The 12,006-nt window shown below is 70.4% G+C and carries 11 protein-coding genes; 2 read left to right on the top strand and 9 right to left on the bottom strand.

Going from position 1 to position 12,006, the window contains the following annotated elements; genetic code table 11:
- Positions 1-665: 665 nt before the first annotated feature.
- Positions 666-1,343 (bottom strand): HdeD family acid-resistance protein, encoded by a 678-nt coding sequence (locus ACFY3J_RS29675; protein WP_384186021.1) that lies wholly within the window; start codon positions 1,341-1,343, stop codon positions 666-668.
- 1,022 nt (positions 1,344-2,365) lie between these two features.
- On the opposite strand from ACFY3J_RS29675, the gene ACFY3J_RS29670 reads away from it, so the two are divergent.
- Positions 2,366-2,578, top strand: a complete 213-nt coding sequence (locus tag ACFY3J_RS29670) for a DUF3224 domain-containing protein (RefSeq protein WP_390842095.1) — start codon at positions 2,366-2,368, stop codon at positions 2,576-2,578.
- Here the strand turns inward: ACFY3J_RS29670 and ACFY3J_RS29665 are convergent.
- The 8 genes from ACFY3J_RS29665 to ACFY3J_RS29630 are packed head-to-tail and all read right to left on the bottom strand — an operon-like array spanning position 2,563 to position 10,268.
- Positions 2,563-3,417, bottom strand: coding sequence for an amidohydrolase family protein (locus ACFY3J_RS29665; protein WP_384186015.1), 855 nt, complete (start codon positions 3,415-3,417; stop codon positions 2,563-2,565). The genes ACFY3J_RS29670 and ACFY3J_RS29665 overlap by 16 nt on opposite strands.
- A complete protein-coding gene (locus ACFY3J_RS29660; protein ID WP_390842094.1) occupies positions 3,414-3,728 on the bottom strand; it encodes an L-rhamnose mutarotase in 315 nt (104 codons plus the stop codon). The genes ACFY3J_RS29665 and ACFY3J_RS29660 overlap by 4 nt, the downstream gene beginning before the upstream one ends.
- Positions 3,725-4,513 (bottom strand): aldo/keto reductase, encoded by a 789-nt coding sequence (locus ACFY3J_RS29655; RefSeq protein WP_384186008.1) that lies wholly within the window; start codon positions 4,511-4,513, stop codon positions 3,725-3,727. Before ACFY3J_RS29655 ends, ACFY3J_RS29660 begins: the two co-directional genes overlap by 4 nt.
- Positions 4,510-5,265, bottom strand: coding sequence for an SDR family NAD(P)-dependent oxidoreductase (locus ACFY3J_RS29650; protein WP_390842093.1), 756 nt, complete (start codon positions 5,263-5,265; stop codon positions 4,510-4,512). The genes ACFY3J_RS29655 and ACFY3J_RS29650 overlap by 4 nt, the downstream gene beginning before the upstream one ends.
- Positions 5,262-6,602 (bottom strand): L-fuconate dehydratase, encoded by a 1,341-nt coding sequence (locus ACFY3J_RS29645; protein WP_390842092.1) that lies wholly within the window; start codon positions 6,600-6,602, stop codon positions 5,262-5,264. The genes ACFY3J_RS29650 and ACFY3J_RS29645 overlap by 4 nt, the downstream gene beginning before the upstream one ends.
- Before the next feature lie 39 nt (positions 6,603-6,641).
- Complete coding sequence (locus ACFY3J_RS29640; RefSeq protein WP_384186000.1) at positions 6,642-7,667, bottom strand: ABC transporter permease; 1,026 nt, start codon at positions 7,665-7,667, stop codon at positions 6,642-6,644.
- Positions 7,660-9,171, bottom strand: coding sequence for a sugar ABC transporter ATP-binding protein (locus tag ACFY3J_RS29635; protein ID WP_390842091.1), 1,512 nt, complete (start codon positions 9,169-9,171; stop codon positions 7,660-7,662). Before ACFY3J_RS29635 ends, ACFY3J_RS29640 begins: the two co-directional genes overlap by 8 nt.
- Positions 9,168-10,268: a sugar ABC transporter substrate-binding protein gene (locus ACFY3J_RS29630; protein WP_390842090.1), complete on the bottom strand. Its 1,101-nt coding sequence runs from the start codon at positions 10,266-10,268 to the stop codon at positions 9,168-9,170. Before ACFY3J_RS29630 ends, ACFY3J_RS29635 begins: the two co-directional genes overlap by 4 nt.
- A 162-nt stretch (positions 10,269-10,430) precedes the next feature.
- Here ACFY3J_RS29630 and ACFY3J_RS29625 point away from each other — a divergent pair, with 162 nt between their 5' ends.
- Positions 10,431-11,168: a FadR/GntR family transcriptional regulator gene (locus tag ACFY3J_RS29625; RefSeq protein WP_384185992.1), complete on the top strand. Its 738-nt coding sequence runs from the start codon at positions 10,431-10,433 to the stop codon at positions 11,166-11,168.
- Positions 11,169-12,006: the final 838 nt, after the last annotated feature.

Here is a 12,006-nt window from a genome sequence, read left to right as displayed (position 1 = left end):
GTAAGACCAGGGCGAAAGTCCCGGCACAGCGCGTTGAAGCAGGAAGCCCCCGGAAGGGTCAGACGACCCAGGCCGGAATCCCTGGACTTTAGGCCAGGGAGCACGTCAAAGAACCTCACCCATCGTGTCGTGTTGGGGCACTTCGGACAAGGCCAGGTAGTCGACCTGTCCAGCCGCACGCTCTCGCGCTCCCCGGGGTTCCTGCCGAGCCGGAAGACGTAGCGATGTTCTGTGGACATAAGGGGAAGTTGGAGGCGGTAGGCCGCCGCCGATTCGGTCGTGGCGGGCACCGTCGGCCTCACCCCGGAACGCCGTCGCTGACCTCGTCGCGGGCCACGGGTGCCGCGCCCTTCCGCCGGCCGTCGGCGGGTCTGGCGCCGAGCAGGCCGAAAGCGGAGACCGCTGCCCCAGCAGTCGGCGTGGTCAGCGCCGCGCCGTCCGTTGACTGAGTCGCACATTCGGTACAGCAATGGCTACGGAGGGTTACTGGTAAATGCTGCCGCGTGCCGGTGAGCCGGCGTTTGGCCTTCCCCTGTTTGAAGCTCTGGGCGGATCGAGAATCGGGAAGCGTTGGCACCCAGCACGGAAGGCACCCTTGAGCGGGGGAGGGGACGGCCAAGGTGTCGCCCGCCGCTCGCCTCCGCCGCCCGATCCGGCTCCGCCGGTCAGTGCTGGGGGTGCGGACGGGCGTGGAACAGGGGCCGCCGCTGGGTGGTGGTGCCCGCGGCGAGATGGCCGATCTCGACGCGTGTCCTGATGGCGCGGACCACCTCGGTCAGGCCCAGAATTATGGCCATGACGCCCACGACCAGGGTCAGTGTCGCGATCGAGGCGAACGGCATGACGATCATCACGACACCTGCCAGAGCCCCGATGATGCCGAAGGCCACGTGCCAGCCGCGGGCCGGCATCTCCTGAGCGGAGGCCGCCGCAGCCGTCTCAGTGGTGCCGCGCAGCAGCCAGCTGAAGCCGATCCACAGGGCGAGCAGCAGAATCGACTCCAGGGTGCCCCGGAAGCAGAGCAGCCCCAGCAGGATGGAGGCCGCACCGGTGATGAAATGCAGTACGCGAAGATGCCGGGGCACGTGCGTGCCGAAGGCGCCGGCCAGCCCGAAGACACCGGTGACCAGCAGATAGATGCCGAAGAGCACGCCGATGACCCGCAGGGTCGCGCCCGGCCAGACCAAGGCGATGACGCCCAGGGCGATGCTGGCAAGGCCCATGGTGAGCAGGATCTGCCAGCCCTTGTTCGCCAGGGCTGCCATGCCTTCGGCCAGGGGACTCTCTTGTGGCTCGGTGCCGCGCGGGGGAACGGGGCCCGGGGAATCGGAAGGAGATGTCATGACACCTGCCTCCTCCTGAGAGCAGCGTGGTCACGTCCGTACACGTCCATCGTCACCCGGTCGGCCTCATGCTGCTCGGTGGAGACGGCGGGGGATCATGGCGCGAGAGTGCGCTCGCGCCTCTGCCGCAGCCGTGACCGCTCGAGACCACCTGCGGTTCCAGCGGACTGCGGTGGGCGAGCGCGCGGCGCCGCTGCGGCGAGACCGGGACCGGATTGACCACGGGTCCGTTCCCATGGTGCGCGTGGAACTCGTAGAAGCCGCTGACCACCGACAGGGCGTGATTGATCGTCCTGGGCGCGTACCCGGCGCGCAAATTGGGCTTGCCCGTGCGCAGGTTCACCGACCCGGGGGCCGCCCCCGCCGGCCCGAGAACGGCGGCGCTGTGGGTTGGACGCCGTGCGCAGCCATCCCGCCAGCACCGCGATCTCGCCTCGGTCGCCTTCTCCCGGGGCACCCCGAGCAGTCACAGCAGCCGGAACCACCGCAGCACCCCGGCCCGGTCACACTCGCACCCCATCCGCTCCAGCTCAGCGCGGCCCTCCATACTGCTTGTGCCGCGCGCCCTGCCCTGCGCAGTTGCAGTGCGCACTGCTTGCGCAGGCGGGGCGGGGAGCTGTGCGCCGGAAACGTGCATGGGGCGGTGGCTGTGCACGTTCGGTGTGCAGGTGCGTCTTCGGGCTTGGCCGCCCGAACGGCGCCGCGATGGTGTTCGGGATCGTCCAGGCCGGACGGTGACGGTGCCGACGGCCCTGGCTCGTGCCGCCGCGGCGTGCTGACCTGCGGTGGTCGGGCTCATCGTCGGGCCGCTCAACCCAACCACAGGTTCGAGGAGACCCTCAGCCCCGTCTCTCGAAGCCGTGCTCAGGCTTCCTCCGCATTCACCCGACCGATGCGCCGGGCGGGCGCGGTCGGGTGCCGGCGTCTTAGCGTCGTAATGCCTTGCGCTGTGACAGGACCGCAAGGCTCCGGCGGCCCTTGCACGCAGCGCCCTGGGCAGGGGCCGCCGTCCCACCTGCCGTGTGGTGGTCGGCGGGGAGCAGACTCCCGCCTGGGTGGCCACCACCGGCTCGCGCGATCGGAGGCGCACCTCCGGTACCGACCACGCGGCCGAGTTCTTCACCGTCGTCCCCGCCGGCGGTACCGGCGAGCCGGCCGGGATCACCGGAAGCGGCGGTCTGGCGCTCGACGCCGACGGCACGCACCGGATCTGGTTCGACTACGAACTCGACTGAGCCAGCCCGTAGACGCGCGTGGCCGTCCCCTCGAACACCGCGGTGCGTTCGTGCACGGTGAGCGCGGAGGTCAGGTCCCGGGCCGTGGTCAGGACTTCCTCGTAGGCGGCCGCGAGGGTGCACACCGGCCAGTCCGAGCCGTACATCAGGCGGTCCGGGCCGAAGGCCTCCAGCACCACGTCCGCGTAGGGGCGCAGGTCGGCCGGCTTCCAGGCGGCGAGGTCGGCCTCCGTGACCATGCCCGACAGCTTGCAGACGGTGTTGGGTCGGCCGGCGAGGGCACGTACGGCGCTCGCCCAGGGCTCCAGCTCTCCGGAGAGGATGGGCGGCTTGCCCAGGTGGTCGAGGACGAAGGTGAGTTCCGGGAGGATCGCGGCCGCCTCCGCGCAGGCCGGCAGCTGGTGGGGCAGGACGACCAGGTCATAGGCGAGACCCGCGTCGGCCACGGCGGCCAGGCCCCGCCGTACGTCGGCCCGCAGCAGCCATCCCGGGTCGGGCTCGCCCTGCACCTGGTGGCGGATGCCCTTCAGGAAGCGGCCGCCGGGGAGTGCGTGCAGGCGGGCGAGTTCGTCGGTGACGTCGGGGCGGGTGAGGTCGGTCCAGCCGACGACACCCGCGATCAGATCGTGCCCGGCGGCCAGAGCCAGCAGTTCGGGGGTCTCCTCCGGCACGGTGACCGTCTGGACGAGGACCGTGTGGGCCACTCCGGCCGCCCCGGCACGGGGTTCCAGGTCGTCCACGGTGAAGTTCCTTCTGATCGGCCGGAGTCGGGGGCCTACGAGCCAGTCCTGGTCGCGGATCGACAGGTCCCAGACGTGATGGTGGGCGTCCACGGTCACGGCAGCTCCCACACGACGGGCAGCCCCGCGTCGGCGCCCCCGCGGGAGTAGTCGTGCACGACGTCGAGCAGCTCGGCCATACGGGCCTGCCAGGCGACGTTGACCGGCAGCCGCTCCAGTTGGGCGAGGAGGCGGGGGTAGTCCTCGCACTCCAACAGGTGGAAGAGGTCGCTGCCGTTGCGCCAGATCGTCCAGGAGGTCGTCCCGGCGGCGCGGATGGCGGCGGTCAGCTCGGCCGGGACCTCCCGGTGCGCGGCCTCGTAGTCGGCGATCCGGTCGGGCCGGACCTTGGTGTGCAGGGCCACTCTCATGACGACTCCTCGGTGGGCAGCAGATCCGTCTCGCGCAGTTCCCGCCAGAAGGCGGCGGGAACGTGGATTGCGAACTGCTCTGCGCAGTCGCGGACTTCGGCGGCCGAGCCGACACCCACCAGAACGCCGGCCACGGCCGGGTGAGCAGAGCAGAAGGCGAGGGCGGCGGCGCGCAGGGTGACGTCGTGCCGCCCGGCTGGCGCCTGCTGCCGCAGTGCTCGGTCCGGTGTCTCCAAGGGCGTTCTGGCGTAGTCGTGCGTCGACGTCAGCGTCGGGTTTGCCAGCAGACCGGAGTTGAAGACGCCGCCGCCGATGACCGACGTGCCGCGCTCGATGGCGGCCGGGAACAGGTCGGCGCGGTCGTCGGGATCGTGGAGGTGGACGACGTCGAGGTGGTCCAGGCCGAGGCAGTCCATGCTCACCTCCAGGCCGCGGCGGATGCCGTCGGCGCTGCAGTCCCGGAGGCGGCGGTGCGTGGTGAGTACCGCGAAGCCGTTGGCCAGGTCGTCGCTCGTACTGTCGGCGGGCTCCAGGCGGCGGCCCACCTTGGTGGAGACCGTGCAGTGGGCGCGGTCGTACTCCCGCAGGGCCGCACCCGGGCGGCGCTCGGACAGGCCGAGCCCGTAGTGCCGGGCGGTGTCGAAGCAGCGGATGCCCCGCTCCCCGGCGGCGGCCACCGCCTCGTGCGCCTCCTCGTCACCAACGTGCCGGTGGAGGTTGCCGATCCCGGTGGCGCCGAAGCTCAGCGGGCCGACCTCGACGCCGCCGCGGCCCAGGGCGGTCACTGGCCCGCCGGGCGCAGCCGCAGGCCCTGCATGCCGCCGTCGACGGCGAGTGCGGTACCGGTCGTGGCGCCGGACAGGGGACCGGCCAAATAGGCGATGGCGCCGGCGACTTCGGCGGCGGTGACGAGCCGGCCGGTGGGCTGCCGGGCCTGAAGTGCGGCGCGTTCGGCGGCCGGGTCGGGGGCGGCGTCCAGCAGGCGGCCGACCCACGGTGTGTCCACCGTGCCGGGATTGACGCAGTTGACGCGAATGCCCTCGCGGACGTGGTCGGCGGCCATGGCGAGGGTGAGGGAGTACACGGCGCCCTTGGTGGCGCTGTACAGGGCGCGCTGGGGCAGGCCGGCGGTGGCCGCGATGGAGCAGGTGTTGACGATCGCCGCGTGCGAGGAGGCGCGCAGGTGGGGCAGGGCGGCGCGGGCGGTGCGGACCATGCCGAGGACGTTGACGTCGAAGACGCGGCGCCACTCCTCGTCGTCGTTGTCCTCGACGGTGCCCTGGGCGCCGATGCCGGCGTTGTTCACCAGGACGTCGAGTCCCCCGAGGGCTTCGGCGGCCTGCTCGACGGCCCTGCGCACCGAGGCGTCGTCGGTGACGTCGGCCCGGAAGGCGAGCAGCGGCTTCACCACGGACGACGGGTCCAGGTCCAGGACGGCGACCTGCGCGCCCCGCTCGGCGAGGAGTTCGGCACTCGCCCTGCCGATACCGGAGGCGCCTCCCGTCACCAGCGCCCTGAGTCCCTGGAAGTCGCTCATGCCGCATGTCCCTTCTGCAGGTCGGGGTCGGCGGCCCAGAAGGTGCCGCCGGGGAAGGTGTACCGCGCGATGGACTCCGGCCGCATGGCGGCCGAGAAGCCCGGGTCGGTGGGGGCCGCGTAGTGACCGTCCTTGATCACCACCGGGTTCAGGAAGTGTTCGTGGAGGTGGTCGACGTACTCGATGACCCGGTCCTCGGTGGTGCCGGAGATCGCGACGTAGTCGAACATCGCCAGGTGCTGGACGAGTTCGCACAGGCCGACCCCGCCCGCGTGCGGGCAGACGGGGATTCCGTACTTGGCGGCCAGCAGCAGGATCGCGAGGTTCTCGTTGACGCCGGCGACGCGGGCCGCGTCGATCTGGAGCACGTCGAGGGCGCCTGCCTGGAGCAGCTGCTTGAAGACGATGCGGTTGTGCACGTGCTCGCCGGTGGCGACCTTCACGGGGGCCACGGCCTCGCGGACCGCCGCGTGGGCGAGGATGTCGTCGGGGCTGGTGGGTTCCTCGATCCAGTACGGGTCGAACGCGGCGAGCGCCCGGGTCCAGCGGATCGCCTCGGCCACGCCCCAGCGCTGGTTGGCGTCGATGGCGATGCGGATGTCCGGCCCGACGACCGTGCGGGCCACCCTGCAGCGGCGCACGTCGTCGTCAAGGTCCGCACCGACCTTCAGCTTGATCTGGGTGAATCCGTCGGCAACGGCCTGGGCGGCGAGCCGGCTGAGCTTGTCGTCGTCGTAGCCGAGCCAGCCCGCCGAGGTCGTGTAGGCGGGGTAGCCACGCTGGAGCAGGCGCGTCGTGCGCTCCTTCGCGCCCTCCCGGCCACGGCGAAGGATCTGGAGCGCCTCCTCGGGGGTGAGCGCGTCGGTGATGTAGCGGAAGTCGATCTGGCTCACCAGCCACTCGGGGTCGGCCTCGGCGAGCAGCCGCCACAGTGGCTGCTGCGCGCGCTTGGCGGCGAGGTCCCACACGGCGTTGACGACCGCGCCGATCGCCATGTGCATCACGCCTTTCTCCGGTCCCAGCCAGCGCAGTTGACTGTCGCCGATCAGGTCCCGGAAGAGCGAGCCCGGGTCGCCGCACACGTCGTCGACCAGGCGTCCGACCACGTGGTGGCGCAGCGCGTGGATCGCGGCGACCTGGACGTCGTTGCCCCGTCCGATGGTGAAGGTGAAGCCATGTCCCTCCGCTCCGCCGTCCTCATCCGTGCGCAGCACGACATAGGCCGCCGAGTAGTCGGGGTCCGGGTTCATGGCGTCGGAGCCGTCGAGCTCGCGTGAGGTGGGGAAGCGGATGTCGTGGGTGTCGACCGCGGTGATGCGGGCGGGCGTCGCAGACACGGATGGCCTTTCGGTCGGTGACGGGGGAAACCGGCGCGGTCAGTCCTGGGCACGGCCCGTCGTCACGCGGGCGATCATGAGTGCGACCAGGATGATTCCGCCGTAGATGGCCTGAATCCAGAACGACGGCACCTGGGCGAGGGTGAGCAGGTTCTGCACGACGCCGAGCAGAAGTACCCCGGTCAGGGCGCCGAACATGGTGCCCTTGCCGCCGTCCAGGCTGATGCCCCCGATCACCGCTGCCGCGAACACTGTGAAGATCATGTTCTGGCCCTGGTTGGCGCTGATCGCACCGACGTAGCCGGTCTGCATGATCCCGCCGGCCGAGGCCAGGACGCCCGCGACGACGAACACGCCGAGCATGACCCGCTCGACGCGGATGCCGGCCGCGCGGGCCGCCTCCGCGTTGCCCCCGATGGCGTACAGGGCCCGTCCGATGCGGTGGTACTTCAGCAACAGCCCGGCGACCGCGAAGGCGACGGCGGCCAGCCACACCGACAACGGGATGGCCAGGAAGGTGGTGGTGGCCAGGGAGTAGAAGCTGTCGGGCATGCCGAACAGCGTCTTGCCCTTGGTGGCACCGACCAGCAGACCGCGCAGCACGATCAGCATCGCCAGGGTCACGATGAAGGCGTTGAGCTTGAACCTGACGACGAGGACGCCGTTGAAGAGGCCGACGACCGCGCCCACGACCAGGATCGCGAGCAGGGCGAGCGGCGCGGGGAACTTCACGCCCCATCCGGACTGGTCCGAGGGGAGCACGAGGAGGGCGCCCACGGCCGGCGCGATACCGACGACCGACTCCAGGGACAAGTCGAACTTGCCGGTGATCAGCACCAGGGACTCGGCGAGCACGACCATGGCGAGGGCGGCGGAGGCGCCGAGGATCGAGATCAGGTTGCGCTCGGTGAGGAACGAGTCGTTGACGAACGTGCCGAGCACCATCAGCAGCAACAGTGCGGGCAATAGGGCGAGTTCGCGGGCCCGGCGCAGCAGGACCGTTCTGGCCGATCCTGTCGCGGCGCGTGGCGGCGCGAGCGGCAAGGCCGCCTTGGTGTCAGCCATGGTCCACTCCTTCGATGGAGGCGATCAGCTCGTGGTCGCGCCAGCCCGCCGGGTGCTCGGCGACGACGTGGCCGTGGAAGAGGACGAGGACGCGGTCGCAGCGGCGCAGGTCGTCGAGTTCGTCGGAGACGACGAGGACGGCGGTGCCGTCCTCGCGGGCGTTGTCCATCCGCGCCAGCAATGACTCCTTGGACTTCACGTCGACGCCGGCGGTGGGGTTGATGAGCACGAGCAGGTGCGGGTCGGAGGCGAGGGCGCGGGCCATGACGACCTTCTGCGCGTTGCCGCCGGACAGGTCCGCCACGGCCTGTTCGGGGCCCTCGGTGTGGATGCCGAGGCGCTTGATCAGCTCGCCGGCGACACCGCGTTTGGCGTCGGTGGAGACGAAGCCGAAGCGGCCGAGCCGGTCCAGCACGCTCATGGTGGCGTTGTCGCCGACCGTCATGCCGGCGACCAGACCCTGTTCGTGCCGGTCGCGGGGCACACAGCCGACCCCCGCCCTGAGCGAGGCCCGCACATCGCCGAACGGGAGTTCCCTGCCGTCGAGTTCGGCGGTCCCACCGGTCGGGGTGTGCAGTCCGGCGAAGGTCTCGGCCAGCTCGATCTTGCCGCTGCCGCTGGAACCGGCGAGTCCGACGACCTCGCCACCGCGGACGGTGAGGTCGACGTCCGCGTACGCCTCGGAGGTGAGCCCGCGCGCGTCGAGCACCAGGGGAGTGCCGACGGCGTCCGCCTCGCGTACGTACCCACGCTCGTGCTCCGCGACCGGCTCTCCCGCCATCGCCTCCACCAGGGCCGCGCGCGACAGGTCGGCGACCGGCGCGGTCGTGATCCAGCGGGCGTCGCGCAGCACCGTGACGGTCTGGCAGACCTCGTACACCTCCTGGAGGTGGTGTGAGATGAACAGGAAGGTCACGCCGGAGTCCTGCAGGGCACGCATCCGCGTGAACAGCCGCTCGATCTCGCGGTTGTCGAGTTGGGCGGTTGGCTCGTCGAGGACGATGAACCGCGCGCCGAAGCTCAGCGCCCGCGCGATCTCGACCATCTGCCGGTCTTCGACCCTGAGTTCGCAGGTACGGGCCTCCGGGTCGACGTGTACGTCCCAGGTGTCGAGGAGGTCGGCGGCCTGCTTCCGCAGCCGGCGCCAGCTGATGAGGCGTCCGCGGCCTGTGGGCTGGCGGTTGATGAACAGGTTCTCCGCGACCGTCAGTTCGGGAATGACCGTCGGTTTCTGGTACACACAGGCGACCTTGCGGCGCCAGGCGTCGCGGTCGCTGAGCGCGGGCGCGGGCTCGCCGTCGAAGCGGACCTCGCCCTCGTCGGGCGCCTGGAGACCGGTGAGCACTGCGACGAGGGTGGACTTGCCGGCGCCGTTGCGGCCGACGAGGGCGTGGGATTCGCCGGGCAGGACGGTGAGCCGGCCGTCGGCGAGGGCGACGGTGGGTCCGTAGCGCTTGACGATGCCTCGCGCCTGAACCAGCGGGGTGGTGTCGGGGCTGCTCATCGGACCGTGTTGCCCCAGAGGTTGGGGTCGTCGACGTTGTCCTTGGTGACCAGTGGCGCGGGCAGCTGGTCCTCCAGGATGCCGCTGGGCAGCTTGACGATCGTGGAACCGTGGTCGGTGGGGCCCGGCTCGAACGTCCTGCCCTGCATCGCCGCCTTGATGTAGTACATGCCGTACTTGGCGTAGTCGTCGGCGGGCTGCGAGACGGTGGCGTCGATCTCGCCCTTGCGGATGGCCTCGTACTCCTGCGGAATGCCATCGTTGGAGATGATGACGATGTGCCCGGCCGTGCCCGCTCTCTTCAGCATCTTCTTGGACTTCAGGGTCTGCAGGGTGGGCGCGAGGTAGACACCGCCCGCCTGCATATAGATGCCCTTGATGTCGGGGTTGGCGTTCAGGAGCGTGTCGAGCTTGGAGGCGGCGGTGTCGGACTCCCACTTGGCGGGGATCTCCAGCACCTTCAACTTGGGGAAGTTCTTCCGCACGCAGGAGCGGAACGCCTCCGAGCGTTCGCGGCCGTTGACCGAGGCCAGGTCGCCCATGACCTGCACGACCTTGCCCGAGCTGATGTGCGCGCCCAGGTACTGGCAGGCCTTCTCGCCGTAGGCGACGTTGTCCGCCCGCACGACCATGGCGACCTTGCCCTTGTCGGGTGCCACGTCGACGGCGACCACGGGGACGCCCTTGCGCTCGGCCTGGTCCAGTCCGGCCTGGATGGCGGCGCTGTCCAACGGGGCGACCACGAGGCCCTCTACGCCCTGGTTGAGCTCGTTGTTGATGTCGGTGATCTGCTGCGAGGGGTCACTGTTGGAGTTGACCGTCTTCAGTGCGTCGACGCCCTGGGACGTGGCCATCTTCGGCACGTAGTCGTTGTACGACTGCCAGAAAGGCGAGGTCAGCAAGGGCAGGATCACCCCGACCTTGCCGCTGCCGTCCCCCTTGGCGCCCGCCGCGCCGCTGTCCTTGGTGCTGCCGCATGCCGTGAGCGCCAGGGTGCCGCAGACGGCCGCGGCCGTCGCGCGCACCGTCCACGAGGAGAATCGCCTGCCTTGCCGCCGCCTGCCTTGCCGTCCGTTCCGCGCTGTGCTGCCGGCCATCTGTCGGCTCCTCATCGAGCGAAATCGAGCAGTTGGCGGCATACTTATCAGACCACTTGGCCTCCACAACACCCTTCTGCGGCAAGATTTGCCATGTTCCGGCCGTAGTGGTCGGACCACATCGATGGCTAGACTGCGGTGCACGGTGACAGGAGGAGTGGCGTGGACGAAACCGCTACGGAGGAGACGGAACCGGAGACCGCCGCGGCCGCTCCGCAGAAGGGCACGGTGACGCAGCGCGCCATTGAGCGGATCAAGGCGATGATCGCCGAGGGCCTGCTGGAGCCCGGACAGCGCCTGCCCACCGAGCGGGACCTCGCGGCCCAGCTGGGCATCTCCCGCAGTTCGATGCGTGAGGCGATCCGCGCGCTGACCGTGCTCGGCGCGCTGGAGGCCCGGCACGGCTCGGGCATCTACGTCACCCGACTGGAGGCCGGTGACCTGCTGGAGACGTTCGGCGTGGTCGCCGACCTCTCCCGAGGTCCGCGCCTGGTGGAACTGCTCGAGGTGCGCCGCATCCTGGAGTCGACGGCGACCGCGCTGGCGGCGGCCCGGATCACCCCGGACCAGCTCGCCGAGGTGGAGAAACACCTGACGGCGATGAACACCACGGACGATCCGGAGGAGATCCTCGCCCACGACCTCGCCTTCCACCGGGAGATCGCGGTGGCCGCGGGCAACGAGACGATGGCCGCGATCCTGGACGGCCTTTCCTCGCGCACCTTCCGCGCCCGTGTCTGGCGCGGCTACCAGGAGGAGGGGGCCTTCTCCCGAACCCGCCGCGAACACGCCGCGATCCACCGGGCACTGACCGCCCGGGATCCGGAGGCCGCGCGGGCGGCCGCGGCCGCGCACGTGGGCGAGGTGGAGGAGTGGCTGCGGGCGCAGCTGGAGCGGTAGCGGCTCCGGAATTCACCCCGGGCGCCCGCGCTCAGGGACCGACGGCCGCATGGGCGTCGCGGTCCGGCGCGGGCAGGAGCAGGCACCGGTCCAGGGGCCGGCGCAGCGCCTCACGTCAGGGGTGCAGATCCTCATAGAACGTCGTGGTCGTCCCAGTGCACGCCGAAGCAGGGGGTTCAGGTGGCTGATCCGCCCAGGACGGGGGGCTTGCAGCCTGTCCCTGCCGGGCCTCTCGGGCCCCTGTCAGGCTGCTCACCGACCCTGAGATGATCGAGGCATGCCGCGTCCGCGACTTCTCTCGCGTGTTCCGGCTGGTCAAGGTCCATGTGGGCACCTACCCGTCAATGATCGCCCGCCGTAGTGATCTGACGCCCAGCCCAATCAGCGAAGTCATCGCGGGTCGCTGGCAGTTGACGGACAAGATCGATCCTGTCGCCGACGGATTGCGCATCCCTGGCCACATGGTCGGACTTACCCCGGCAGCCGTGGGAGAGCGACCAGGTCGCCCCGCTCGTTGACCAGGGCGACGTCGTGGTGGTCCTCCGCCCAGTCGATGCCGCTGAAGTTCTTCAAGTCGGCCCTCCTTGAACACAGATGGTGCAGGTGCCAGTGCTGGGAAACGCCGCGCCCTAATGGGAGGAGCTGAAGAAGCTCAAGAAGGGCGAAGTGCTGGCGTACGAGACGAACGTGGCCGTCATCCAAGGCCTTCATCTACGTTGAGTGGAAGTACGGTCGCGACATGTGCATCCTCGCGATCCGCACGTCGTGGGAGACGCTGCAAGGCGAGGGCCGCATCCCCGAGGGCCATGACGCCGCTCATCCAGTCCGTGCTGGCCAA

The sequence above is a fragment of the Streptomyces sp. NPDC001231 genome, from assembly GCF_042896885.1.
Taxonomy (GTDB): Bacteria; Actinomycetota; Actinomycetes; order Streptomycetales; family Streptomycetaceae; genus Streptomyces.
Note: the sequence above shows the minus strand (reverse complement) of the source record. Positions and strands in the feature narration are given on the sequence as shown.

What these genes read in the sequence shown, in the direction of transcription:
- ACFY3J_RS29660 (WP_390842094.1), bottom strand. Translation starts at nt 3,728, where the DNA reads ATGAGAGTGGCCCTGCACACCAAGGTCCGGCCCGACCGGATCGCCGAC.
- ACFY3J_RS29630 (WP_390842090.1), bottom strand. Translation starts at nt 10,268, where the DNA reads ATGGCCGGCAGCACAGCGCGGAACGGACGGCAAGGCAGGCGGCGGCAA.
- ACFY3J_RS29675 (WP_384186021.1), bottom strand. Translation starts at nt 1,343, where the DNA reads ATGACATCTCCTTCCGATTCCCCGGGCCCCGTTCCCCCGCGCGGCACC.
- ACFY3J_RS29650 (WP_390842093.1), bottom strand. Translation starts at nt 5,265, where the DNA reads ATGAGCGACTTCCAGGGACTCAGGGCGCTGGTGACGGGAGGCGCCTCC.
- ACFY3J_RS29635 (WP_390842091.1), bottom strand. Translation starts at nt 9,171, where the DNA reads ATGAGCAGCCCCGACACCACCCCGCTGGTTCAGGCGCGAGGCATCGTC.
- ACFY3J_RS29640 (WP_384186000.1), bottom strand. Translation starts at nt 7,667, where the DNA reads ATGGCTGACACCAAGGCGGCCTTGCCGCTCGCGCCGCCACGCGCCGCG.